Raw genomic sequence first — 24,990 nt, forward strand, 5'->3', positions numbered from 1 at the left:
GAATGGGAGACCTCGATGCCCACCTCTGATGCCGGGACGCCCCGCTCCCTGCGCCTGACGGCAGGCCTGGACACCCTGACGGTGAGCGGCCTCGACGAGACCGCCAGCGAGACGCTGTGCCGTGACTGGTCCCGGTGCAGCCCCACCCCGATCCCCACCCCGGCCGCCGCCGACCTCGAACGGGCCGAGGGTCAGGACTGGGACGTCTTCCACGAGTCGATCGTGTACGCGGCCACGTCCGCGGCGATCGGCTCCTGCCGCGGCACCCACCTGATGTTCCACGGCGCCTGCCTCGCCGTCCCGGAGACGGGCGCCGCCGTCGTGCTGGCCGCCGCCTCCGGCACGGGGAAGACCACCGCGACACGACGCCTCGGCCCCCACTTCGCCTACCTCACGGACGAGACGGCCATCGTGGATCCCGCAGACCTGGGGGTGACCCCGTACGCCAAGCCGCTCTCCCTGCTGGGGGACGCCGGCGTGCGTCCGAAGCACCAAGTGGGACCGGACGGACTCGGTCTGGGGCCGACCGTGCCGGGCACGGTGCGGCGCGTGGCCGTGCTGGACCGCGTGCGCGATGCGACGGAGGCCGTGCCCGCCCGGGCGGAGCCCCTCCCCCTGCTGGAGGCGCTGCAGCTGCTGGTGCCGCAGACGTCCTCCCTCTCGCAGCTGCCCCGCGGCCTCGTGACGCTGTGCGGCGTCCTGGACCGCGTGGGCGGCGCCCACCGCCTGGTCTACACCGAGGCGGAGGGACTCCGCCCGGTGCTGGACCGGCTCCTCGCCGATGCTCCGGTCCGGCTCGACCGGTCATGGGATCCGCTGGAGGACGACGAGCTGGCTCCTTCGAGCGAGCCGACGTCCCCGACCTCCCCGACGGAGGCGGGCGAGCCCAGCACGGACCCCCGGCGCATCCGCCGCCGCGGAGCCGACGACGGCATCCTCACCGCCGACCACACCCTCGTGCTGCTGCACGACACCGAGCTCGTGATGCTCGCAGGGCTCGGACCGGCGATCTGGTTCCTCTTGACGGAGCCCCTCACGCCGGAGGAGATCCTCGACCGGCTGAGCAGCAACGGGCCCGTGCCCCCGGACGCCGCCGACAGAGTGGAGGCAGCGGTGGCCCAGCTCTCCGAGCAAGGACTCCTCCGCGCCGAATGACCCTCTGCCCACAGCGCGCCGCGGGCCGCCACCCCTCGAGGGTGACGGCCCGCCGTCGTGTCCACGGACGGCTCAGTGCCCGCCCCAGTTCGAGGGCGGCCACACCGTGGTGAACACCTTCCCCACGATGTCGTCACGCCGCACGAAGCGGGCGCAGCCGTCGGTCTGCTCCCCCACGGTGCCCCGGCAGGCGATCACGGAGTCGGCGGAGTTCGAGCGGTGGTCGCCCATCACGAGCATGGAGTCCGCGGGGACGGTCACGGGGCCGAAGCACCGCGACGAGACCACGTCGGACTCGCAGTCGAGCCGGCCGGGCACGAACGGCAGGTCCTCGTACACGTACGGCTCGTCCTGGGGCGCGCCGTCCACCACCACCTGGCCGGCCGAGGTGCAGCAGGAGACCGTCTGCCCGGCCTCACCGATGACGCGCTTCACGAGCGCCTGCTCGTGGGAGCGGCCGATGCCCGTGAGATCGCCGAATCCACGCACCACGGCCTCGAGCGGGCCGTCCTCGGGCATCGGCTGGGCCCATTCCTCGTTGGCGTTGAACACCACCACGTCCTGCTGCTCCGCCATGCCGTCCGGGTAGGCGGTCCGGTTCACCAGCATGCGGTCCCCGATCTCCAGGGTGTTCTCCATCGAGCCCGACGGCACGGAGTAGACCTTCACCCAGAACGCCTGGACCACCGCCACCACGATGATCGCGACGGCCACGTTCAGCAGCACCGCCAGCCATCCGGGCAGGCGGGCGTGCTTCGGCTCAGCGGCGGCCGTGGTACCCGTCATGCTCAGGCGTCGCCGTCGAACAGGCTGGTCACGGAGCCGTCCTCGAACACCTCGCGGATGGCGCGGGCGATCAGCGGGGCGATCGAGAGCACGGTGAGCTTCTCGAAGCGCTTCTCCGGCGGGATCGGCAGGGTGTTGGTCACCACGATCTCACGGGCCCCGGAGTCGCCGAGGCGCTGCGCGGCCGGGTCCGAGAACACGGCGTGCGTGGCGGCGATGATGACGTCCTTCGCGCCGGCGTCCTTGAGGATGCGCACAGCGCCGGCGATCGTGCCGCCCGTGTCGATCATGTCGTCGATCAGCACGCACACGCGTCCCTCGACGTCGCCCACCACGGTCTTGGACTCGGCCTTGTTCGGCGTGGTGAGGTCGCGGCTCTTGTGCACGAACGCGAGCGGCACGCCACCCAGGCGGTCCGCCCACTGCTCGGCCACGCGCACGCGGCCGGTGTCCGGGGAGACCACGGTGACCTTCTCCCCCTCCACCTGGCCGCGGATGTAGTCCGCGAGCAGCGGGATGGCGAAGAGATGGTCCACCGGGCCGTCGAAGAAGCCCTGGATCTGCGCGGTGTGCAGGTCCACGCTCATGATGCGCGAGGCACCGGCGGTCTTGTAGAGGTCCGCCACCAGGCGGGCCGAGATGGGCTCGCGCCCGCGGCCCTTCTTGTCCTGGCGGGCGTAGGGGTAGAACGGGGAGACCACGTTGATGCGGCGGGCCGAGGCGCGCTTCATGGAGTCCAGCATGATGAGCTGCTCCATGAGGTGGTTGTTCAGCGGCGCCGGGTGGGACTGGATGACGAAGACGTCCTTGCCGCGCACCGACTCGCCCGAGCGGACGTAGATCTCCCCGTTGGCGAAGTCGTACGCGCTCATGGGCAGCAGCTCGGTGCCCAGGGCATCGGCGATCTCCTGCGCGAGCTCGGGGTGTGCCCGCCCCGTGGCCAGCACCAGCCGCTTGTCCTCGCTCCGGCTCAGTTCACTCATGACGTCCCTGCTCTCCGTGGCCGCGGATCCGCGGCCACTGCTCGCTGCTTGTGCCTGCCAGGCGCCCCCCGCGCTGATCCTGCCTCCCATCCTAGGCGTGTGCGCCCAGGCCGAGCGCCCGCTCAGGCGCCCGCGCCGCCGCGCTGATCCGCGTCGGTCCCCGTTCCGGCGGCCTCGGCGGCCTGCGCCGAGGAGGTGCCGGGCCGGCGGGAGGTGACCCAGCCCTCGATGGTCCGCTGGCTCACCGCGTTCAGGGCCAGCGCTCCGGCGGGCACGTCCTCGCGCACCACGGCGCCGGCGCCGGTGTAGGCGCCGTCGCCCACGGTCACCGGTGCGGTGAACACGGTGTTGGAGCCGGTGCGCACGTGGGCGCCGATCACGGTGCGGTGCTTGTTCACGCCGTCGTAGTTGGCGGTGATGTTGCCGCAGCCGATGTTGGTGTACTCGCCGATCTCCGCGTCCCCCGCGTAGCCGAGGTGGGAGAGCTTGGCGCCGCGGCCCACGGTGACCTTCTTGGTCTCGTAGAACGCGCCGATCTTGCCCTCCTCGCCCAGCACCGTGCCCGGGCGCAGGTAGGTGAACGGGCCCACGGAGGCGTCGTCACCGATCACGGCTTCGGTGGCGTCGGTGCGCTTGACGGTGGCGCACTCCCCCACGCGGGTGTCGGTGAGCGTGGAGTCCGGGCCGACGACCGCTCCGGTGGCCACCGTGGTGGTGCCGTGGAGCTGCGTGCCGGGCTTGAGGGTGACGTCCGAGGCGAGCGTGACGGTGACGTCCACCCAGGTGGAGGACGGGTCCACGACGGTGACGCCCTCCTTCATCCAGCGGCGCAGCACGCGGTCGTTGAGCTGGCGGCCGAGGTCGGAGAGCTGGCGGCGGTCGTTGGCCCCCTCCACCTCCCACACGTCCTCCGTGCCCACGGAGGCCACGCGGCCGCCCTCGGCGCGAGCCATGCCCAGCACGTCGGTGAGGTACTTCTCGCCCTGCACGTTCTCCGTGGAGAGCAGCGGGAGGGTGCGGCGCAGCAGGGCGGCGTCGAAGGCGTAGATGCCGGAGTTGACCTCGGCGATCTCCACGAAGGAGGAGTCGCCGGTGGACGCGGCGTGGGCCAGGGCGTCCTTGTGCTCCATGATGCGCTCCACGAGGCCCTCCGCGTCGCGGACGATGCGCCCGTAGCCGGTGGCGTCCTCGAGGGTGGCGGTGAGCACGGTGACGGCGTTGCCGTCCGCCTCGTGGGTGGCCACGAGGTCCGCGAGGGTCTCCAGGGTGAGCAGCGGGACGTCGCCGTATGTGACCACCACGGTGCCCGCGAGGTCCTCCGGCAGGGCGGCGAGGCCGAGCTCGACGGCACGGCCGGTGCCCGGCACCTCGTCCTGGTCCGCGATCGCCAGGCCGGAGATGCCCAGGTCCTGCGCGACGCCCTCGATGTGCTCGGCCACGCGGTCCCGCTCGTGGCGCACCACGGCCACGAGGTGCTCCGGCTGCAGCGACTGCGCGGCGGCGAGCGCGTGGCCCACGAGCGAGCGGCCGCCGATGGCGTGCATGATCTTCGGCGTGGCCGACTTCATGCGGGTGCCCTGGCCGGCGGCCAGCACGATCACGGCGGAGGGACGGACGGCAGGCTGCGTCATGCGCGGGGCTCCTGATGCTCGGGGAAGCGGGGCGTGCCGCGCTCCCGGTCAGGGAGCGGGCGTTCCGCCCCTAGGATTCGAACCTAGACTGCACGGCTCCAAAGGCCGGCGTGCTGCCATTACACCAGGGCGGAGCGTCACGGCCCACGCCGGGCGCGACGACGGCTCATTCTTCCACAGGCTCAGTAGGCGCCCTCGGCGGCCACCACCGCACGGGCGGTGCGGGCGAGGATCACCATGTCCCCCAGGATGGACCAGTTCTCCACGTAGTACAGGTCCAGGCGCACGGCGTCCTCCCACGAGAGGTCCGAGCGCCCGGAGACCTGCCACAGGCCCGTGATGCCGGGCTGCACCAGGAAGCGGCGGTGCACGTGCTCCTCGTACTGCTCCACCTCGTGCGCCAAGTGCGGCCGGGGACCCACGAGGGACATGTCCCCCTTCAGCACGTTCACCAGCTGGGGCAGCTCGTCGATGCTCGTGCGCCGGATGACCTTGCCCACCTTCGTGATGCGCGGATCCTCCTTCATCTTGAACAGCACGTTGCCCTCGCCGGAGTCGGACTCCAGCTGCGCCTTGACCTCCTCCGCGTCCGCCACCATGGAACGGAACTTGAGCATGGTGAACGGGACGCCCCCCAGGCCGATGCGCTCCTGACGGAAGAGGACGGGGCCGCCGTCGGTGGCCTTCACGGCGATGGCGACGGCCAGCAGCAGCGGGGAGATGACGACGAGGCCCAGGCACGCGGCCACCAGGTCGAAGGCCCGCTTGGTGAATGCCTTGCCTGGCGCCAGGCGAGGGGTGGAGAGGTGGATCAGCGGCAGGCCGGCCAGCGGCTGCGTGTGCAGCCGGGGCCCGGCCACGTCCAGCAGGGCCGGGGCCATGATGAGGGAGACCCCGCGCTCCTGCAGCTCCCAGCCCAGCTGCCGGACGTCGCTCGGCACGAAGGGGTGGCCCGAGGTGATCACCACCGCGTCGACCTCCAGGGCCTCCACCTGGGCGACAACCTCGGCCACGCCCTCCACGTCCGTGCGGACGGGAACGGGCAGCCATCCCGCCGCGCGCGGCTTGTAGCCGGGCAGCAGCGCGGCCACGGGCGCGTAGCCGGCACCGGCCTCCGAGTCGAGCGCGTCGAACACGTGCTGGACGGCCCGCGGGCCGCCCACCAGCAGCAGGCGACGGCGGAACGCGCCCGCCTGGCGCCGGCGGGCCACCCAGCCGCGCACCACGAACCTGCCGATCAGCAGGAGCAGGACGCCCAGGGGAAGGGCGAGGGCGATGTAGCCGCGGGCCACCTCGAGTCCCGCGGCGAAGGCCACGATGGCCACCACGCCGAAGAGGTGGAGCGTGGCGCGCAGGACCCGTTTGTACTCCTCCGCGCCGACGCTGAGGATGCGGATGTCCCGGGCGCCCTCCACCCCCAGCGTGAGCACCCACAGGACGCTCAGGACCACGCTGATGATCCCGTAGTTCACGGCGTCCAGGCCGGGGATCGGCTCGAGACCGGCGGCGCCGAAGCGCAGTTCGGCGGAGAGGAACGTGGCCAGCACCACGGCCAGCACGTCCACGAGGAGCACGAGTCGCGGCAGCCCCTGCTCCCACGGGGCCCCGAGGACGCGGCGTCGGACCGTGGCGCCGGCCGACAGCCCCGAGGGGGCCGGCGGCGCTGCGTTGGTGTCAGGCACCTGTCTCGACTCCTCACTCCGTGTTTCGCCGTATGACGCAGGTTCCTGAAGAATCATAGACGGAGCGCTCCCCTCCGCGCAGCGGATCCTGTGCTGCAGTTGTGCAGCACCCGCTCGGCTCAGCCCTCGAGTTCTGCGGCGGACAGCCACTCCTCCTCGAGGACCTCGAGCTGAGCGTCCACGTCGCGCACCTCGGCGGAGACGGCGGACAGCCCGTCGAACTCCTGGGCCTGGCCGAGTTCGGCCATGCGGGCGTCCAGCCGGGCGCGCTTCTCGCGCAGCCGGTCCATCTGCCGCTCGATCCGGGCCATGTCCTTGCGCGCCTGGCGGCGCTCCGCCTCGGAGCCGCCGGAGGCGGCAGCCGACCTCGGGTTTCCCATCCCTGCGCACGTGCCGACGGCGTTGTTCCGCCCCCGCGACGGCGCGCCGGAGCCCGGCGGGGCCGCGGCGCCGTCCTCCATGGCGGCGCGCAGCTCGAGGTACTGCTCCACGCCGCCGGGCAGGCCGCGCACCTTCCCGTCCCCCAGCAGGGCGATCTGGTGGTCGGTGACGCGCTCGAGGAGGTAGCGGTCGTGCGAGACGACGACGAGCGTGCCGGGCCAGCCGTCCAGGACGTCCTCCACGGCGGCCAGGGTGTCCGTGTCCAGGTCGTTGGTGGGCTCGTCCAGCATGAGGACGTTGGGCTCCCCCACGAGCAGGCGCAGCAGCTGCAGACGGCGCCGCTCGCCGCCGGAGAGCTCGTCCACGCGGGTCCACTGACGGGTGGGACCGAACCCGAGCTGCTCCAGCAGCTGCCCCGCGGAGACGTCCTTGCCGCCCACCTGGAATGTGGTTCCCTCGCGTGCCATCACCTCGGCCACGCGCAGGTGGGAGACCTCGTCCAGCTCCTTCACGTCCTGCGTGAGAGTGGCGGTGACCACGGTCTTGCCGCGCTTGATCTTCCCGGAGTCCGGGGCCAGCCGGCCGTCGAGGAGGCGCAGGAGCGTGGACTTGCCCGCGCCGTTGACGCCCACGATCCCGAGGCGCTCGCCGGGGGCGAGGCGCAGGGTGACGTCCTCGAGGATCCGCTTGTCCCCCAGGGTCAGGCTCACGTCCTCGAGGTCCAGCACGTCCTTGCCCAGGCGTGCCGTGGCGGTCTTGGCGAGGGAGACGGAGTCCCGCGGCTCCGGCATGTCCGCGATGATCGCGTTGGCGGCCTCGATGCGGAACTTGGGCTTGGCGGTGCGGGCCGGGGCGCCGCGGCGCAGCCAGGCCAGCTCCTTCTTCATGAGCTGCTGGCGCTTCTGCTCCACCACGGCGCTCTGGCGGGCGCGCTCCGCGCGCGCGAGCACCCAGGCCGCGTAGCCGCCGTCGAAGGGGTCCACGGTGGCGTCGTGGACCTCCCACGTGCGCGTGCACACGGCGTCGAGGAACCAGCGGTCGTGGGTCACGATCACGAGGCCGCCGTCGGTGGGCCGCCAGCGGGAGTTCAGGTGCTGGGCGAGCCAGGCCACGCCCTCCACGTCGAGGTGGTTGGTGGGCTCGTCGAGGAAGAGCACGTCGTCGTCCCCGGCGAGGAGCCGAGCGAGCGCGACGCGGCGGCGCTGGCCGCCGGAGAGGCCCTCGACCCTCTGCTCGAGGTCCAGGCCCGTGAGGAGGCCGCCGAGGACGTCCCGGATCGTGGGGTCCGAGGCCCACACGTGGTCGTCCACGTCCCCGACGACAGCGTGGCGCACCGTGTCCTCCGGGTCCAGGCGGTCCTGCTGGTCCAGCACGCCCACGCGCACCCCTCCACGCCGGGTGACGCGTCCGGAGTCCGGCGTCTGCAGGCCGGCGAGGATGCGCAGGAGGGTGGACTTGCCGTCGCCGTTGCGGCCCACCAGGCCGATGCGGTCGCCCTCGTCCACCCCCAGGGAGAGCCCCTCGAGGATGGTGCGGGTGCCGAAGGCGATGCCGATGTTCTCGGCGCCGAGCAGGTGGGCCATGGGGTGGAGGTCCTTCCGGAAGGAGGCGGGGAGAGGCGGGTGCGGGGGGCGAGGGCAGTGGCGCGCGGAGCGTCAGAGCACGTGGGACCCGGGGACGGGGCCGCGCACGGGCAGGGCGTCCACGCCGGTGCGCTCCTGGATGGCCGTGGCCAGGCGCAGGGCGTCCTGCTCCGTGTGCGTCACGAAGAGCAGGGTGGGCCCGGAGCCGGAGACCATGCCGCCCAGGGCCCCCTCGTCCAGGCCCAGGTCGAGCATGTCCGAGAGGTCCGGGAACAGGGCGACCGCCGGGGTCTGGAGGTCGTTGTCCATCGCGGTAGCGAGGTCGAGCGGGTCCGCGGCGGTGAGCGCGCGCAGCACGTCCTGGTTGACCTCCGGTGCCCCGGCGGCATCCGTCAGGACGCCGTCCCGGCGCAGCTCGTCCAGGGTGCGGAACACCACGGGAGTGGAGAGTCCGGCGTCGGCCGGCACGAGCACGAGGTGCACGGGGCGGCGCGCGGCCACGGGGGTGAGGTCCGCTCCAGTGCCCAGCCCGACGGCGGCGCCGCCCATGACGGCGAACGGCACGTCCGCGCCGAGGGGGGCCGCGATCTCGGCGAGCTGGCTGCGGGTCAGGCCCGTCTCCCACAGGGCGGCGCACGCGAGGAGTGCGGCGGCCGCGTCCGCGGAGCCGCCGCCCATGCCTCCGGCCACGGGCACCTGCTTGGCGACCTCGAGGTCCACGCCGTGGGTGTCCGGCTCAAGGCCGAGGGTCTCCCGGAGGTGGACGGCCGCCCGATGGGCGAGGTTGCGCTCGTCCCACGGCACGTCCGCGGTGTCCACGAGGCTCACCTGGCGCTGCGACGGGGCGACCGTGATCCGGGCGTCCGGGCGGACGATGGCCGTGACGGTCTCCCGCAGGCTGACGGCGAGGTACACAGTGGCCACCGGGTGGTAGCCGTCGAGGCCGGGCGGGCCGACCCGCAGGGACAGGTTGACCTTGCCGGGGGCGGTGGCCGTGACATGGCGGGCGGTGGGGTCCTGGCTCACGGGCGGGCCTCCCCTGCCGCAGGGCGGTGCCGCGCGATGCGCGCGAAGGCGGCGATGTCCAGCTGCTCGCCCCGCGCGCGGGGGTCCACGCCGGCGGCGCGGAGCGCCTCCTCCGCGAGCGCCGGCGTGCCGGCCCAGCTCGCGAGGGCGGCCCGCAGGGTCTTGCGGCGCTGGGAGAACGCGGCGTCCACCGCGGCGAACACGTCCTGGCGGTCGACGTCCGAGACCGGGGGCTCGCGGCGTGTGAAGGCGACGAGGCCGGAGTGGATGCGCGGGGCGGGCCAGAACACCTGCGTGCCGATCACGCCGGCCTTGCGGACGTCCGCGTACCAGGCGGCCTTGGCGGAGGGGACGCCGTAGACCCGGGAGCCGGGTGGGGCGGCGAGGCGGTCCGCGACCTCGTCCTGCACCATCACGAGTCCGTGACGCAGCCCTGGCAGGACCGCGAGCGCGTGCAGCAGCACGGGCACGGCGACGTTGTACGGGAGGTTGGCCACGAGGGCCGTGGGGCCCGTGCCGGCGGCCGCGGGCCGGACCGCGTCCAGCTCGTGCGGGGAGAGGGTCATGGCGTCCGCGTGCAGCACCGCGAGGGCGTCCGCCGCCTCCGGCCGGTAGTCGGCCACCGTGCGGGGCAGCCGCGCGGCGGTCACCGGGTCGATCTCCACCGCGGTGACCGCGGACGCGGCGTCCAGCAGGCCCAGCGTGAGGGAGCCGAGACCGGGCCCGATCTCCAGCACGTGCTCCTCCGGGCCGACTCCGGCCGCCTGCACGATGCGCCGGATGGTGTTGGGATCGATCACGAAGTTCTGGCCCCACTGCTTGGTGGGGCGCAGGTCCAGCTCCGCGGCGATGCGCCGCACGTCCGCTGCGCTGAGGAGCGGGGCCGGCGCGGGCGCCTCGGGGTGCTGGGTCATGCGTGGGAGTCTATCGGCGGAGCGGGACGCGATAGGGGCGGGCGCCTCCGGCTCACGTGGACAGGTCGCCGAGCTCGACGAGCTCGCGGAACTCCGGGCTGGTCTCCTGGAGTCCCTGGAAGGTCCCCTGGCCGGCGATGCGGCCCTGGTCCATGAGGACGATCTGATCGCAGTGCTTCACGGTGGAGAGCCGGTGGGCCACCACCAGCACGGTGATCCTCCCGCTGAGGGCCTGGATCACGTCCGTCACGCGGCGCTCCGTGAGGTTGTCGAGCGCCGACGTCGCCTCGTCCAGCACGAGGAGCCGCGGGCGCCGGTACAGCGCGCGGGCGATGCCGAGGCGCTGGCGCTGGCCGCCGGAGACGCCGACGGCGCCCTCGCCGATGACGGTGTCCAGGCCGTCGGGCAGGGCGTCCAGCCACTCGCCGAGCTGGGCGTCGCGGAGGACGCGCTCCACCTCGGAGCGGTCCACGGTCTCGGCGGCCTCGGTGTCCAGCAGGACGTTGTGCAGCACGGTGCCGTTGACCACGGTGACGGACTGCGGGACGAACCCCACGTTGTCCCACCAGCCGCGCGGGTTCGCCTCGAGTTTCTGCCCGTCCACGTACACGCCGCCGGCCTGCGCGTGGTGGAAGCCGATCAGCAGGTCGATGAGCGTGGTCTTGCCGGCGCCGCTGCCGCCCACGAAGGCGTAGGAGGAGCCGAAGGGGATGGTGAGGTCGATGTCCTTCAGGACCGGCTCGTCCTTGCCGGGGTAGGTGAAACTCGCGTCCCGTACCTCCAAGGAGCGCGTGAAGTCGAGACGGTCATACGGTCGGCGCGCCGCGTCCAGCACCGGCTGTGCGTCCTTGAGCTCGGCGACCGTGCGCTCGAAGGCAGGCCAGGACGTCCTGATCTCATTGCTCGTGGCCATGATGGAGGCCATGGAGGGGAGAACCCGGAAGCCGGCCATCGCCAGCAGGGCCAGGGATCCGAAGGCCTGGTCACCGCGGCCACTGGCGAAGGAGATCGCCACCAGGGCCGCGATGGCCGCGACGAAGGCCACCTCGAGGACGTAGCGCGGCATCATCGTGAGGATCATCTTGAGGCGGATGGCTGCGGCGTTCTCCGTCCGTGCGTCGCGGTACGCGTTGAGGAACGCCGAGTCGTTGCCCCGGATCTTCACGTCCTTGTAGTTCTCGAGACCCTGCAGCGCCGCCGTGTTCGAGGCCTCCCCCGTCACCACCAGAGTCCAGCCGAGCCGCGAGGCAGGGCGTCGGATGAAGTACTTCAAGACGAGGGCCACCACCATGAAGTAGACGGCCATGCCGAGTGCGGTCATGGGCATGGCGACGCCCACCACGATCGCCACCGCGACCAGTGTCACCACGTCCGTGAGGAGTGTGACCCCACCGTTGATGACCCCGGTGTAGGCCATGCCCGATGTGGAGGTCACGTTGCTGACCAGGGTGCCGACCGTGCGGGTGAGGTGGAGCCCGTAGTCCGCCCGCAGGTAGTAGGCGAGGAGCTTCGACGACGTCTCGATCAGGTTCCGGTTGGTGAATCCCATGGTCCACCAGCGGAAGGCGAGGACGAGCACGGCCTTGGTGAAGAAGGCCGTGACGATGATCCCCGAGAGAGCCAGCGCCTGCTCCCCGACCGTGTCCACGCCCCACGCGGTGAACACGTCAGCGACGACGGGGGTGGAGAGCCGACCGGCCGTCAGGAGGTCGACGAGCGGGAGGACCGACGCGAGAGCCGCCATCTCCAGGAGCGCGACGACGATGGAGCCCAGGACGACGAACACCAGGCGGATGCGCATGCCCCGGTCGACGAGGTACTGCGTCCCGTCCGGGAGTCGCCTCTTCAAGAATCGGGTCAGCACGCGGTCCATCGTAGGCGGAGTACCTGGATTAGAACTCGCCGTAGACCCGAGTGGTGTTGGCCATCACGGCCCGTCCCAGGTCGGCCACGTCCTCGCCCCGCGTTGCCGCCATGCCCCGCAGGGTCAGTGGGATCAGGTAGGGCGCGTTGGGTCGGCCGCGGTGCGGGTGCGGGGTGAGGAAGGGAGCGTCGGTCTCCACCAGCAACAGCTCCGGCGGGGCGAGGCGCAGCGCATCGCGCAGCGCGTCGTTGGCCTTGAACGTGACGGGCCCGGCGAAGCTCATGTGCCACCCGTGCTCGATGCACGTCCGCGCCAGTTCGGGTCCCCCGGAGAAGCAGTGGAACACGACGTGGGGCGGCAGGCCGCCGTCGGCCTCCTCCTCGAGCAGGATCCGGACGACGTCGTCGTGCGCGTCCCGGTCGTGGATCTGCAGCGCCTTGCCGAGGGCGCGCGCCAGGCGGATGTGCCAGCGGAAGGCCTCGTGCTGAGCGGCCTGGCCCGCGTCGTCCTGCGTGCGGAAGTAGTCGAGTCCCGTCTCCCCCACCGCGCGCACCCGGGGGTGCCGGGCCAGCTCTTCGATCACCGCGAGCGCCGCGTCCAGGTCGCCGCGCTCGGCGTGCCGGGCGGCGTCGTTCGGGTGGATGGCCACGGCACCCAGCAGCCGCGGCTCGGCCTCGATCGCCTCCACCGTGAAGCGGGCCGACTCGACGTCGCACCCCACCTGCACCGCACCGACCACACCGACGGCCTCCGCGACATCCATGGCCTGATGCACGTCCACGCGGACCAGGCCGTCCCGGAAGTCCAGATGCGTGTGGTTGTCCACCACGGCCACCGGCAACGGCTCCGGGGCGGGCGGGTACTCGAGACGGCGCCGGCGTCCCGACTTCTCCTCCCGCGCGTCGCGGCGGGGTCCGGCCCCTGCGTCGTCCGCTGCCACGGAGTCCGAGATCGAGGGCGGCCGATAGGCCACCGGAACGCCGGCCTCGTGATCCGCGTTGTCGGAGGGCGGGGCAGTCGATCGAGTGGCATGCGGGTCGGTCATGCCCACCACTGTAGGTTCACGGCCGTGACGGCACGGCTCAGAGGTCGGACGTCAACGAGCCGACCGGCGCCGGCCGCGGACGCACCGGGGCCCCCGCCGCGGCGCGATCGCTCCACTTGCGGTGCAGCAGTGAGAAGTCTCCCTCGACGTCGTTCCGATGCTCCGTGAAGAAGCGGTTCCACGGGGTACGGGAGTGGTACGCGGGGAACGGCGCCGTGACGAACACGAGCGTGCCGCTGGCCCGAGAGAAGAAGTCCCGGTGGTCGACCATGCGGAGGTCCTCGTCCCACCCCACCTTCCGGAGGGACGCCGTGCGCGCCAGGTACACCTGCGGGGCCTTGGCCACCACGGGCAGCCCGGAGAAGATCCGCCGGGTGCTGCGCACGAAGCGGGCCATGACGGCCGGCCGCTCGAACGTCTTGACGCAGACGGTGACGTCGGAGGCGAGGTCGGCGGTGTCCCGGCCCCGGCAGCGCCAGGCGTCGAGGGCGGTCACGGCCGGCACCGCCGCGGCGAGCGCGGCACGGCGGGCGAGGTTCTTCACGGCTTCCACCCTCGGAGGACGCCCGGCGTCCGTGAACGGCACGGCGGCCCGCCGCCCCGTGCATTCCGGGGGCGGCGGGCCGCGTCATGCGCTCGGCGAGAGGTCAGTCGGCGTTGACCGCGCCGTCCTGCGGAGCGGCCGGGGCCGGCGCGTCCGCGTAGGGGTCGGCGATGCCGATGTACTGCACCGAGGTGTACTCCTCGATGCCCTCGGCGCCGCCCTCGCGGCCCAGGCCCGACTGCTTCACGCCGCCGAACGGCGCGGCCGGGTTGGAGATGACGCCCACGTTGTAGCCCATGAGGCCGAACTCGATCTGTTCGGCCACGCGGTACATGCGGGTGTAGTCGCGGGTGAACAGGTAGGAGGCCAGGCCGTACTCGGTGTCGTTGGCCATCTCGATGGCCTCCTGCTCCGTGGAGAAGGTGACGATCGGGGCCACGGGGCCGAAGATCTCCTGCTTCAGGATCGGGTTGCCCTTCTGGACCTTCAGCGCGGTGGGCGCGTAGAAGTAGCCGTCGCCCTCGATCTTCTGACCGCCGGTGAGCACCTCGGCACCGGCCTCGACGGCCTCGCTGACGAGCGCGTGGATGTCCTCGCGGGCGTCCTCGGAGATGATCGGGCCGAGAGTGGACTCCGGATCGGTGCCGCGCAGGGGCTTGAGGGCCTCCAGCTTGGCGACGAACTTCTGCGTGAACTCCTCGGCGACGTCCTCGTGCACGAGGAAGCGGTTGGCCGCGGTGCAGGCCTCGCCCATGTTGCGCATCTTGGCGGCGAAGGCGCCCTCGACGGCGGCGTCGACGTCCGCGTCCTCGAAGACGATGAGCGGGGCGTTGCCGCCGAGCTCCATGGAGGTGCGCAGCACGTTGTCCGCGGCGTCCTTCATCAGGCGCACGCCCACCGGGGTGGAGCCGGTGAAGGACACCTTGCGCAGGCGCGGGTCCTGCATGATCGGGCCGGAGATGGCCGAAGCGGAGGAGCCGGAGACCACGTTGAGGACGCCCTTGGGCAGGCCGGCCTCCATCATCACCTGGGCGAAGAGCTGGGTGGTGAGCGGGGTCAGCTTGGCGGCCTTGATGACCATGGTGCAGCCGGCGGCGACGGCGGGGCCGACCTTGCGCGTGGCCATGGCCAGCGGGAAGTTCCAGGGGGTGATGAGCAGGCACGGGCCGACCGGCTTGTGGTGCACCTGCATCTTCAGGGTGCCCTCCGGCATGGTGAGGGTGCGCCCGTAGTGGCGGACGGCCTCCTCGGAGAACCAGCGGAGGAACCCGTTGCCGTAGACGACCTCACCGCGGGCCTCGGCCAGCGGCTTGCCCATCTCGAGGGTCATGAGCAGCGCGAAGTCCTCGGCGCGCTCGTTGATCATGTCGTAGGCCCGGCGGAGGATGTCCGCGCGCTCGCGGGCCGGGGTGCGGGCCCAGTCGGCCTGCGCGGCGCACGCGGCGTCGAAGGCGGCCATGGCGTCGTCGGAGTTCGCGTCCTGCAGGCTCGCGATGACCTTGCCGGTGGCCGGATCCTTCACGTCGAAGGTCTTGCCGGAGGAGGCGTCGCGCCACTCCCCGTCGATCAGCAGGCCCGTGGGGACGGACTCCAGCAGGGCCTTCTCGCGCTCGGCGGTCACGGTCATGGGTGCACCTCTTTCAGACTCGGTCGCGGGGAGCCGACGGCTCCCGCACACGGGCAGGTCAACCGCGGGGCGGCTCGCCCTATTCCGGCGCGCGCGGCAGGCGGTGCCCTCGCCCCCGATCCTAGCCAGCGCGGTCGGCCAGGACAGCCTGGTACAGGTCTCTGTTGCGCAGTCCGTGGGCCCCGGCGACGGCGGCCACGGCCTCCTTGAGGCGGGTGCCCGAGGCCACCAGCACGCCGACCTCGGCGACGGCGTCCGCCTCGCTGACCTCCTCGGCTCCTTCCGTGGCCGACGCGGGTCCCACCACGAGCACGATCTCCCCGCGAATCCCCTCCCCCGCGGCCCGCTCTCGCGCCCACGCGAGGACCTCCTCGGCGGTGCCGCGGACGACCTCCTCGTGGAGCTTGGTGAGCTCGCGGGCGACGCACACGGGACGCTGCGCGCCGAGCGTCTCGGCGAGCACCGCGAGTGCATCCGTGAGGCGCTGGGGGGACTCGAAGTACACCACCGTGCGCGGGTCGGTGCGGATCTCCTCGAAGCGGCGGCGGCGGTCGCCGTCCTTGCGCGGCAGGAAGCCGTCGAAGGCGAACCGGTCGGTCGGCATGCCGGACAGCGCCAGCGCCGTGGTCACGGCGCTCGGGCCGGGGGCGCACGTGACGTCGAGGCCCTCGGCCACGGCGGCGGCCACGAGCCGGTAGCCGGGGTCGGAGACCGTCGGCATGCCGGCATCCGACACCACGGCCACGGTGGCGCCGGCACGCACCTGCTCCAGCAGCCCCCGGGCGGAGGCCTCCTCGTTGTGCTCGTGGTGGGCCAGGAAGCGGCCCGTGGCGCTCACCCCGAGCGCCTGGCAGAGGTGCCGCGCGGTGCGCGTGTCCTCGGCGGCGATCACGTCCGCCTCGGCGAGCAGATCCCGCAGCCGCGCGGAGGCGTCCCCGAGATTGCCGATGGGCGTGGCGGCGAGGACGATGCGACCGGACGGATGCGCGGGACGTCCGAGTTCAGAGGGGGCCATGTGTCACGATCGTAGGGGTTCGCCCCAACCCGGCGTCAGAGCCGGGCGCCACGTCATCGCCGTCGGAAGGCCGCCCTCATGAATGACCACCCGCGCATCTGCCTGACTTCCGGCGGCGATGAGATCCGCCTGCGCTCCTACGTCAACCACGCGATCTACGCCCGCGAACACGGCATGGACTTCCGACTGGAGACGGGCATCGACCCGGAGATCCGCTCGAAGTTCGACTACAAGGTCTCCATCCTGCGCCGCCTGCTGCCGATGTACGACTGGCTCGTCTGGCTTGACGACGACGCCTTCGTCACGGACTTCGCGGCCACGAACATCCAGGACCTCATCGCAGACGCGGAGCGGGACGGGATCAGCCTGGTGATCGCCGAGGGCCCTCTCGAGCCCAATGGGTTCTGGTCCCGCATCAACACGGGCGTCATGCTCATCCGCAACGACGAGGTCGGGCGGGCGATCGTGGAGGAGACGGCCACGGCGGACCTCACCGAGGTGCGGGCCTGGTGGGATGACAACCGCGACGGGCTCTTCACGAACGGAGACCAGGACCAGATGTGGTGGGTCATCCGCACCCGCGGTCACGAGCACTCCGTCCGCATCGTCGGGCACCGCGAACTCAACTCGCGAGGCCATTACTACGAGACGTCCCTGGCCGATTCGTTCGTCATGCACTTCACGGGATACCCGGACAAGGAGCTGGGCATCGCCCGGTTCGCCGAGCGCTGGGGCGTGGGTCAGGAACTGGTGCCGGAGGCGTTGCTGGACAAGTACCACGTGAGGGTCCGCAGCCCGTTCGGCGGCTGGCAGCGGACGTGGCGGGAGCGGAAGGGCGACGCCGTCGGCGCGGTGAAGTACCGCCTTCGTCCGCACAAGGAGCAGATCCTGCGGGCGGCGTCCCATCTGCCAGCCCCGGTGCGCAAGCGCCTCCCCACCGTCTTGACCTGAGTCGAGGCGTCAGCCTCGGCCCCCGCCCCGCCGCACCGCCCCCGTAGCATGGGCGCGTGCCCGCCTCCGCCCTCGCCTCGCGCCCGTCGTCCGGCCCTGCCGTCCCTCGGGGGGCGCATGCCGCCCGTCGCGCGCCGTTCTCCGCGCCCGCCCTCCGCGAGCGCCTGGGCGTCCCCGACGCGGCGCTGACCCGCTGGCACTGGATCGTGCCGCTGCTGGTCACGGCGCTGGCCGCCGTCGTCCGCTTCACCAACCTGGGCTTCCCGGACCAGCTGATCTTCGACGAGACCTACTACCCCAAGGACGCCTACTCCCTCCTGGAGTCCGGCTACGAGCGCCGCTGGGAGGAGGACGTGAACGACGCCTTCGCCCGCGGCGAGGCCGAGCCGCTCCCCGACCCCGCCTACGTGGTCCACCCGCCGCTGGGCAAGTGGCTGATCGGCCTGGGCATGCTGGCTTTCGGCGCGGACAACGGCGTGGGATGGCGGTTCAGCGCGGCGGTGGCGGGCACGCTCTCCGTGCTGATCACCACGCTGATCGCCCAGCACCTGTTCCGCTCCGTCTCCCTCGGCGCGGTGGCCGGCCTGCTGCTGGCCACGGAGGGCCACCACATCGTGATGTCCCGCATCGGCCTGCTGGACATGTTCCTCTCCTTCTTCGTGATCGCCGCCTTCGCGGCACTCCTGGCGGACCGCGTGCACGGGCGGCGGCAGCTGGCCGCGCGCATCGCCCGCGACGTCGGGCGCGGCCACCCCGACCCCCTCGCCACCGGCCCGTGGCTGGGCTGGCGGCCCTGGCGCCTGCTGGCCGGGCTGCTGCTGGGCGCGGGCTGCGCCGTGAAGCTCTCCGGGCTGGCCTTCATGGCCGTGTTCGGCCTGCTCACGGTGCTGTGGGACATGGAGGCCCGCCGGACCGCAGGCATCCGCCAGTGGATCAGCGCGGCCGTGCGCCGGGACGGATTCCTGGCGTTCGCGGCCGTCGTGGGCGGCGGCGCGCTGACGTACCTGGCCTCGTGGACCGGCTGGTTCGTGACCGACGGCGGCTACCACCGGCACTGGGCGGAGGAGAACCCGGCGCAGGGGCCGTCGGCGCTGGTGCCCGGACCGCTGCGCTCGCTGGTGCACTACCACCTCGAGTCCACGGCGTTCCACGAGAGCCTGACGAGCCCCCACGACTACGGCGCCAGCCCGTACACATGGCCCTTCATGGGGCGCCCCGTCAGCTACTACTACGAGGGCGGCAAGCCCGGGGAGGACGGCTGTCCCGCGGACGCCGCACGCGACTGCGCCGCCGCCATCACGGACATCGCCAACCCGTTCGTGTGGTGGACCGGCCTGGCGGCCGTGCTCGTCTGCCTGGCCGTGCTCGTCCGGTACCGCGACTGGCGTGCCGGCGCCCTCCTGGGCGCCTACGTGGCCGGGCAGATCGTGTGGTTCCTGTGGCCCGAGCGCACCATGTTCTTCTTCTACTCGATCGCCTACGAGCCCTTCCTCATCCTGATGATCGTGCTCGTCCTCTCCCTGTTGCTGCGCCCCGGCCATCGGCCCGGCCCGCGCTGGGGCGGGGCGATCGTCGCCGCGTACGTGGCGCTCGCCGTCGCCGTGTCCCTGTTCTTCCTGCCCGTGTGGATCGGCGAGACCATCCCCTACCCGCAGTGGCGCTGGCGCATGTGGTTCAGCAGCTGGATCTGAGCGACCCCGGCCTGACATAGCCTGCCCTGACGTGGGTACATGGAACTGACGGCGACCACCGGTATGGCTACCCTCGGGGGGTGACCACTTCCAGCCCGCTCACCGAGTCCGCCACCGAGCTCGTGGCGATGCCTCCCGCGGAGAGCAACCTCACCGACCTCATCCTCGCCTCGTGCTCCGAGGACCCGACGGCGCCCGTCTACGCCCTGCGCAACGGCGCCGGCGGCTGGACGGACGTCCGCTTCGGCGCCTTCCTGGACCGCGTCCGGGCCGTCGCGCGGGGACTGATCGCCCGCGGCGTGGCCCCCGGCGACCGGGTCGCGATCTTCGCCCCCACGAGCTACGAGTGGGCTGTCCTCGACCAGGCGGTGTGGTTCGCCGGCGCGGTCTCCGTGCCGATCTACGAGACCTCCTCCGAGAGCCAGGTCCGCCACATCCTCGCCGACTCCGGGACCCGCGTCCTGGCCCACGCCGATGACACGCTCGGCGACCTCGCCCGCGCCGCGGCGACGTCGGCCGACGTCGAGCTGGACCTGTTCCCCCTGACCGAGGCGGGCCTGGCCGCCCTCGAGGAGGACGGCGCCGCCGTCGCCCCCGAGGACCTCGAGGCCGCCCGCGCGCGCCCGTCCCTCGCCGACCCCGCCTCGATCGTCTACACCTCCGGCACCACGGGCTCGCCCAAGGGCGCGATCATCACCCATGGGAACTTCGCGGCGGCCGCGATCAACGTGCTGCACTTCGCGCGCGACGTCGTCCAGTGGGGGCCGGGCCTCCACTCCCGAACCCTGATGTTCCTGCCGCTCGCGCACGTGCTGGCCCACGCCGTGCAGGTCATCTGCCTCTACGCGCGGATCCAGGTGGCGCACGCCCCCTCCCCCGCCACGCTCATGCAGGACCTGCCCTCCTACCGCCCGACCTGGCTGCTCGCCGTGCCGCGCGTGTTCGAGAAGCTCGAGGCCGGCGTCGCGGCCAATGCCGAGCGCGCCGGGACCGGACGGATCTACGCCGCCGCGAAGAAGACGGCCATCGCGTTCTCCGAGGCCGAGGAGGCCCGCGCGTACGACGGCGGCCCCGGCCCCTCCCGCGCGCTGCGCGCCCGCCACGCCCTCTTCGACCGCCTGGTCTACCGCAAGATCCGTCAGGCGCTGGGCGGCGAGGTCGCCTCCTGCGTCTCGGGCGCCTCCGCCCTATCCCCCGAGCTGGTGCACTTCTTCCGCGGCGTCGGCGTGCCGATCGTGGAGGGCTACGGCCTCACCGAGACGACGGCGCCCGCCACCGTGAACATCCCCGCCGCCATGCGCGTGGGCACCGTGGGCCTCCCCGTGCCCGGCGTGACCGTGCGCATCGCCGAGGACGGGGAGATCCTGCTCTCCGGCCCGGTGGTGTTCGACGGCTACCACGAGCAGCCCGAGGCCAGCGCGGCGGTCATGGAGGACGGGTTCTTCCGCACCGGCGACCTCGGCTCCCTCGACGAGCACGGCTTCCTGCGGATCACCGGCCGCAAGAAGGACATCATCGTCACCGCGGGCGGAAAGAACATGTATCCGGCGCCCATGGAGGAGAAGCTGCGCGAGCACCGGCTCGTGGGGCACGTCGTGGTGGTCGGCGACGACCGCCCCTTCGTCGGCGCCCTCCTGACGCTGGACCCGGACGAGCTCAAGCGCTGGAGCATGGACCGCGAGCTCGACCTCACCCTGGAGGAGGCCGCGACGCACCCCGCCGTCCTGGCGGCGATCCAGGAGCAGGTGGACGCCGTCAACGCGGGCGTCTCCCGCGCCGAGTCCATCCGCCGCTTCCTCATCCTGGACCATGAGCTGACCGAGGCCTCCGGCCACATGACGCAGTCCCAGAAGCTCAAGCGCTCCCAGGTGATGGCCGACTACGCCGCGGACATCGAGGCGCTCTACCGCCGCTGAGGGAGGGCGCCGCACCCCCGCCGCCGGAATGCCCTGCCTCCGGAATAACCTCCGGCGGCGGCCGGTTGGCGCGGAGGACCATCTCCCCGAGCGATCGGAACCACCGTGCCCTCCCTGTTCGACCCCCTGGACGTCGGCGCCCTGCGCCTGGACAACCGCATCGTCATGGCCCCCCTGACCCGCCAGAGGGCGGGCGAGGACGGCGTCCCCACCGAGCTGCACGCCGAGCACTACGCCCAGCGCGCCACTGCCGGACTGCTCGTCACCGAGGGCGCCTTCCCCTCCTTCCGCAGCCGGGCGTTCCCCGGCCAGACCGGCCTCGCCGACGACGCCCAGACCGAGGGGTGGCGTGCCGTGGCGCGGGCCGTCCACGAGGCCGGCGGGCACGTGTTCGTCCAGGTCATGCACGGCGGGCGCATGAGCCATCCGGACCTGCTGCGCGGGGCGGAGCCGGAGGCCCCCAGCGCCATCGCCCCCGGGGTGCCGGTGCGCGGCTTCAGCGGCAAAACGGAGGGGCCGGTGCCCCGCGCCCTGGACACGGAGGAGCTGCCCCGCGTGGTGGCCGAATTCGCCGACGCCGCCCGCCGGGCCGTCGAGGCCGGGCTCGACGGCGTGGAGGTCCACGGCGCCAACGGGTACCTGCTCCACGAGTTCCTGGCGCCCTCCAGCAACACCCGCGAGGACGCCTACGGCGGCTCCCCGGAGAACCGGGCGCGCCTCACCGTGGAGGTGGTGCGCGCCGTCGCCCAGGCCATCGGCGCCGAGCGCACCGCCCTGCGCATCTCCCCCGAGCACAACGTGCAGGGCACCCTCGAGGAGGACCGGGCGGGCGTCCTGGCCACCTACGAGGCGCTCCTGGCCGGCCTCGCCGACCTGGACCTGGCCTACCTCTCCGTCCTCCACCAGGACGTGGCCGGTGACCTCGCGGCGCACCTGCGCGAGTCCTTCTCCGGGCCCCTGGTGCTCAACAGCGGCTTCGGCGCGGTCACGGGCCTGGAGGAGGCCCGCCGGATCGTGGAGGACGGCCTGGCCGACGCGGTGGCCGTGGGCCGCGAGCTGATCGCCAACCCGGACCTGGCGCGCCGCTGGCGCGAGGGGCTGCCCCTCAACGAGCCGGACCCGACGACGTTCTACACGGGCGGGGCGCACGGCTACACGGACTACCCGTTCGTGGACGGGTCCCCGTCCTCCTGAGACCCGCACACCCGCCGGACGCACCGCGCCCCGCCTCCCATCACAGGGGGGCGGGGCGCGTTCGTGCGGGGGCCTCAGCGGCCCGTCACCGCAGCTGCGCGTCCTCCTCGCGGGCCCAGCGCAGGCGCGTGGACTCGAAGGCACTGCGCTGGTCCGCGGTGCGCTCGCGACGGCGGCGCGTTGGCCAGGTGAAGACGAGCGTGAGCAGGGCGGTCAGCAGGCTGATGAGGCCCACCGCGACGGCGGCGTCGATCCAGAACTGGCTCGGGTACAGGCGGATCAGCGCGTCCTGCACGGAGAACGTCCAGCTGCCGTCCGCGAAGAACAGCGAGTGGAAGCCCGCGAAGAACGAGGACCAGCCGATGACGGCCAGGACGGCCAGCACGATGAGGGCCACGAGGAACCAGGCGGCCGCCGCGAAGAGGGCGCGGCGCACCCCGCCCGGGTTGTTCCGCAGCAGGTGCACGATCAGCAGGATGCACAGCACGGTCAGGACCACGAGGGCCACAGTGGCCCACAGCATCACGGTCTTGACGTCGGCCATGTGGGAGACCTCGGCCTCGGTGAAGAGGGGGCCGCCGCCGTGCGTGAGGCTGGAGAGGTACCGGGTGCCGGACAGGTTGCCCAGGTAGTCCAGGCCCGCGGATCCGTAGTGCATGCGGTCGTCCATGGTGAAGCCGAAGCGGTCCGCCGGGAAGCCGGGCCGGTGGTACTCGAGCCACAGGAACGCCGGGCTCGCCACGAGCTTCACGGCGGTCAGCAGCAGCCAGAGCGGCGCCAGGATGGCCAGCAGCGTCTGCGCGACGCGCGGGCCACCCTTGGGCAGCCGCGCCCGCTCCTCGGGGCTCGGCCCCTCGGCCACGGCGCCCGCCGGGCGGCCGCCCGCCGCCGGCGCGCCCGCAGCGCCCGGCCACGCCGGGGCGGCCGCGGCGGGGGCCACGGCCTCCATGGGCGCGGTGCGGCGCGCCGGCTCCTCGACGTGCAGGGGCGTGGTGCTGGCCACCGGCCGCGAGGCCACGATGTCCTCGGCCGGGGCCGCCGCCGAGGACCCCGCTGCCCCGGACGGGGCGTCGGCGCCGCGCAGGCGGGCCAGCTCGTCCGGGTCCAGGGCGGTGGTGTGCTGGTCGCCGCCGTCCGCGCCCGTGCGCGGCAGCGCCTGCGTGCGGTCGGTCTGCGGCTCATCCTCCGCGAAGGCGCCGTAGTCCAGGCCGGACTCGAACTCTCCGGAGTCGGCACTGCCGGACCCGGAGCGCTCCTCGCGCCCGCGGCCCGCCGGGAATGAACTCATGGGTGTCTCCTTGATCGGTCCTGCGGTGGGCACCCCGGAGGCTCCGCGGCGCGAGGGGGTCAGTAGCGGTAGTGGTCGGCCTTGTACGGCCCGGCCACGTCCACGCCGAGGTACTCGGCCTGGGCCTTGGTCAGCTCCGAGAGCCCGACGCCGAGGGCGTCCAGGTGCAGGCGCGCCACCTTCTCGTCGAGGATCTTCGGCAGGGTGTAGACCTGCTTCTCGTAGTGCTGACCGGTGAGGGCGCCGGTGCCGGTGGAGCCGCCGAACAGCTCGATCTGCGCCATCACCTGGTTGGTGAAGGACGCGGACATCACGAAGGACGGGTGCCCGGTGGCGTTGCCGAGGTTCAGCAGGCGGCCCTCGGAGAGGACGATGATCGAGCGCTCGGCGTCCGTGCCGGCCTCGAACGTCCACTCGTGGACCTGCGGCTTGATCTCGGTCTTCACCACGCCCGGCACGCGGCCCAGGCCGGCCATGTCGATCTCATTGTCGAAGTGGCCGACGTTGCCCACGATGGCCTTGTCCTTCATGCGCAGCATGTCCTCGGCCATGATGATGTCCTTGCCGCCCGTGGTGGTGACGAAGATGTCGCCGAGGTCCACGACGTCGTCGAGGGTGGCCACCTGGTAGCCGTCCATCGCGGCCTGGAGCGCGCAGATCGGGTCGATCTCCGTGACGATCACGCGGGCCCCCTGGCCGCGCAGCGCCTCCGCGGCGCCCTTGCCGACGTCGCCGTAGCCGCACACCACGGCCACCTTGCCGCCGATCAGCACGTCCGTGGCGCGCATGATGCCGTCCGGCAGCGAGTGGCGGATGCCGTACTTGTTGTCGAACTTGGACTTCGTGACCGAGTCGTTCACGTTGATGGCCGGGAAGAGGAGTGTGCCCTCCTGCGCCAGCTGGTAGAGGCGCAGCACGCCCGTGGTGGTCTCCTCGGAGACGCCGCGCAGGGTCTCCGCGGTGCGGGTCCACTGCTGGGGGTCCTCCTCGAGGGAGCGGCGCAGGGTCTCGAGGACGATGCGGTACTCCTCCGGGTCGTCCTCGGTGGCGGACGGCACGGCGCCGGCGGCCTCGAACTCCACGCCCTTGTGCACGAGCAGGGTGGCGTCGCCGCCGTCGTCCAGGATCATGTTGGGGCCCTTCTCCGGGTCCTCGGCGGCGCCGGGCCACGTGAGGATCTGGGAGGCGGTCCACCAGTAGTCCGTCAGGGACTCGTTCTTCCACGCGAACACGGGCACGCCCGCGGGCTCCTCGGGGGTGCCGGAGCCCACCACGACGGCGGCCGCGGCCTCGTCCTGCGTGGAGAAGATGTTGCAGGAGGCCCAGCGGACCTCGGCGCCGAGCGCGGTGAGGGTCTCGATCAGCACGGCGGTCTGCACGGTCATGTGCAGCGAGCCGGCGATGCGCGCGCCGGCGAGCGGCTGGGACTCGGCATACTCCTCGCGCAGGGACATCAGGCCCGGCATCTCGTGCTCGGCGAGGCGGATCTGGTGGCGGCCGGCCTCGGCCAGGCCCAGGTCGCGGACCGTGAAGTCGAACGTGGCGCCGGGGACGGTGGCGCGGTTGGCGTAGGCCGGGTCGACGTCGGGGGTGCGGGGCACGGCGGGGCTGGCGGGGGTCTCAGTCATGCGGTCAGCCTACCGACGTGGGCGCCCCCGCGGGCCGGGTGCCCACAGAATCGTCGGCGGCTCCGTCACCGGTCAGCTCCCCCGGG

Annotated in this window: 19 protein-coding genes and 1 tRNA gene; 5 read left to right on the top strand and 15 right to left on the bottom strand. The window is 72.6% G+C overall.

The genetic code is table 11. From position 1 onward, the window contains the following. Positions 1-15: 15 nt before the first annotated feature. Positions 16-1,155 carry a PqqD family protein gene (locus NJC10_RS05320; RefSeq protein ID WP_319075058.1) on the top strand — a complete coding sequence of 380 codons (1,140 nt, stop codon included), beginning with the start codon at positions 16-18 and terminating at the stop codon, positions 1,153-1,155. 72 nt (positions 1,156-1,227) lie between these two features. On the opposite strand, the gene lepB is transcribed toward NJC10_RS05320, so the two are convergent. The 13 genes from lepB to rsmI form a co-directional block, all read right to left on the bottom strand. Next, the gene (lepB, locus tag NJC10_RS05325; RefSeq protein ID WP_319075059.1) at positions 1,228-1,941 is read right to left on the bottom strand and encodes a signal peptidase I; all 714 of its coding nucleotides are present in this window, start codon (positions 1,939-1,941) and stop codon (positions 1,228-1,230) included. A 2-nt stretch (positions 1,942-1,943) separates the two neighbouring features. Beyond that, on the bottom strand, positions 1,944-2,924 hold the full coding sequence (locus NJC10_RS05330; protein ID WP_248115460.1) for a ribose-phosphate diphosphokinase: 981 nt from the start codon (positions 2,922-2,924) through the stop codon (positions 1,944-1,946). A 122-nt stretch (positions 2,925-3,046) separates the two neighbouring features. Continuing rightward, positions 3,047-4,555 (bottom strand): bifunctional UDP-N-acetylglucosamine diphosphorylase/glucosamine-1-phosphate N-acetyltransferase GlmU, encoded by a 1,509-nt coding sequence (gene glmU, locus NJC10_RS05335; RefSeq protein ID WP_319075060.1) that lies wholly within the window; start codon positions 4,553-4,555, stop codon positions 3,047-3,049. Between the two features lie 62 nt (positions 4,556-4,617). Further along, positions 4,618-4,689: transfer RNA gene (locus tag NJC10_RS05340), tRNA-Gln, on the bottom strand. Positions 4,690-4,737: 48 nt separating this feature from the next. After that, positions 4,738-6,237, bottom strand: coding sequence for a sugar transferase (locus NJC10_RS05345; RefSeq protein WP_319075062.1), 1,500 nt, complete (start codon positions 6,235-6,237; stop codon positions 4,738-4,740). Positions 6,238-6,356: 119 nt separating this feature from the next. Further along, the gene (locus NJC10_RS05350) at positions 6,357-8,201 is read right to left on the bottom strand and encodes an ABC-F family ATP-binding cassette domain-containing protein (protein WP_319075063.1); all 1,845 of its coding nucleotides are present in this window, start codon (positions 8,199-8,201) and stop codon (positions 6,357-6,359) included. A 72-nt stretch (positions 8,202-8,273) separates the two neighbouring features. Beyond that, complete coding sequence (locus NJC10_RS05355) at positions 8,274-9,227, bottom strand: 4-(cytidine 5'-diphospho)-2-C-methyl-D-erythritol kinase (RefSeq protein WP_319075064.1); 954 nt, start codon at positions 9,225-9,227, stop codon at positions 8,274-8,276. Beyond that, complete coding sequence (rsmA, locus tag NJC10_RS05360; protein ID WP_298714140.1) at positions 9,224-10,141, bottom strand: 16S rRNA (adenine(1518)-N(6)/adenine(1519)-N(6))-dimethyltransferase RsmA; 918 nt, start codon at positions 10,139-10,141, stop codon at positions 9,224-9,226. The genes NJC10_RS05355 and rsmA overlap by 4 nt, the downstream gene beginning before the upstream one ends. 52 nt (positions 10,142-10,193) lie before the next feature. Continuing rightward, positions 10,194-12,005, bottom strand: coding sequence for an ABC transporter ATP-binding protein (locus NJC10_RS05365; RefSeq protein WP_319075066.1), 1,812 nt, complete (start codon positions 12,003-12,005; stop codon positions 10,194-10,196). Between the two features lie 28 nt (positions 12,006-12,033). Beyond that, on the bottom strand, positions 12,034-12,957 hold the full coding sequence (locus NJC10_RS05370; RefSeq protein WP_413466400.1) for a TatD family hydrolase: 924 nt from the start codon (positions 12,955-12,957) through the stop codon (positions 12,034-12,036). A gap of 130 nt (positions 12,958-13,087) precedes the next feature. Then, on the bottom strand, positions 13,088-13,594 hold the full coding sequence (locus tag NJC10_RS05375) for a hypothetical protein (protein ID WP_319075068.1): 507 nt from the start codon (positions 13,592-13,594) through the stop codon (positions 13,088-13,090). Between the two features lie 103 nt (positions 13,595-13,697). After that, positions 13,698-15,221, bottom strand: a complete 1,524-nt coding sequence (locus tag NJC10_RS05380) for an NAD-dependent succinate-semialdehyde dehydrogenase (protein WP_319075069.1) — start codon at positions 15,219-15,221, stop codon at positions 13,698-13,700. Between the two features lie 121 nt (positions 15,222-15,342). Beyond that, on the bottom strand, positions 15,343-16,236 hold the full coding sequence (rsmI, locus tag NJC10_RS05385) for a 16S rRNA (cytidine(1402)-2'-O)-methyltransferase (protein ID WP_319075071.1): 894 nt from the start codon (positions 16,234-16,236) through the stop codon (positions 15,343-15,345). A 78-nt stretch (positions 16,237-16,314) separates the two neighbouring features. Between rsmI and NJC10_RS05390 the strand changes: the two genes are divergently transcribed. The 4 genes from NJC10_RS05390 (at position 16,315) to NJC10_RS05405 (ending at position 21,988) form a co-directional block, all read left to right on the top strand. Then, positions 16,315-17,187 (top strand): hypothetical protein, encoded by an 873-nt coding sequence (locus tag NJC10_RS05390; RefSeq protein ID WP_319075073.1) that lies wholly within the window; start codon positions 16,315-16,317, stop codon positions 17,185-17,187. A 56-nt stretch (positions 17,188-17,243) separates the two neighbouring features. Beyond that, positions 17,244-18,878, top strand: coding sequence for a dolichyl-phosphate-mannose--protein mannosyltransferase (locus NJC10_RS05395; RefSeq protein ID WP_319075075.1), 1,635 nt, complete (start codon positions 17,244-17,246; stop codon positions 18,876-18,878). Between the two features lie 80 nt (positions 18,879-18,958). Next, positions 18,959-20,794 carry a long-chain fatty acid--CoA ligase gene (locus tag NJC10_RS05400; RefSeq protein ID WP_319075076.1) on the top strand — a complete coding sequence of 612 codons (1,836 nt, stop codon included), beginning with the start codon at positions 18,959-18,961 and terminating at the stop codon, positions 20,792-20,794. 105 nt (positions 20,795-20,899) lie between these two features. Continuing rightward, a complete protein-coding gene (locus tag NJC10_RS05405) occupies positions 20,900-21,988 on the top strand; it encodes an alkene reductase (RefSeq protein ID WP_319075078.1) in 1,089 nt (362 codons plus the stop codon). 85 nt (positions 21,989-22,073) lie between these two features. Here the strand turns inward: NJC10_RS05405 and NJC10_RS05410 are convergent, their stop codons facing one another. Together NJC10_RS05410 and ahcY are read right to left on the bottom strand one after the other, a co-directional pair. Further along, complete coding sequence (locus NJC10_RS05410) at positions 22,074-23,276, bottom strand: TIGR01906 family membrane protein (protein WP_319075080.1); 1,203 nt, start codon at positions 23,274-23,276, stop codon at positions 22,074-22,076. Positions 23,277-23,335: 59 nt separating this feature from the next. Beyond that, positions 23,336-24,904, bottom strand: coding sequence for an adenosylhomocysteinase (gene ahcY / locus NJC10_RS05415; RefSeq protein WP_319075082.1), 1,569 nt, complete (start codon positions 24,902-24,904; stop codon positions 23,336-23,338). Between the last annotated feature and the right edge of the window lie 86 nt (positions 24,905-24,990).

Origin of the sequence: Micrococcus sp. M4NT (assembly GCF_033790745.1) — a bacterium.
Lineage (GTDB): Bacteria > Actinomycetota > Actinomycetes > Actinomycetales > Micrococcaceae > Micrococcus.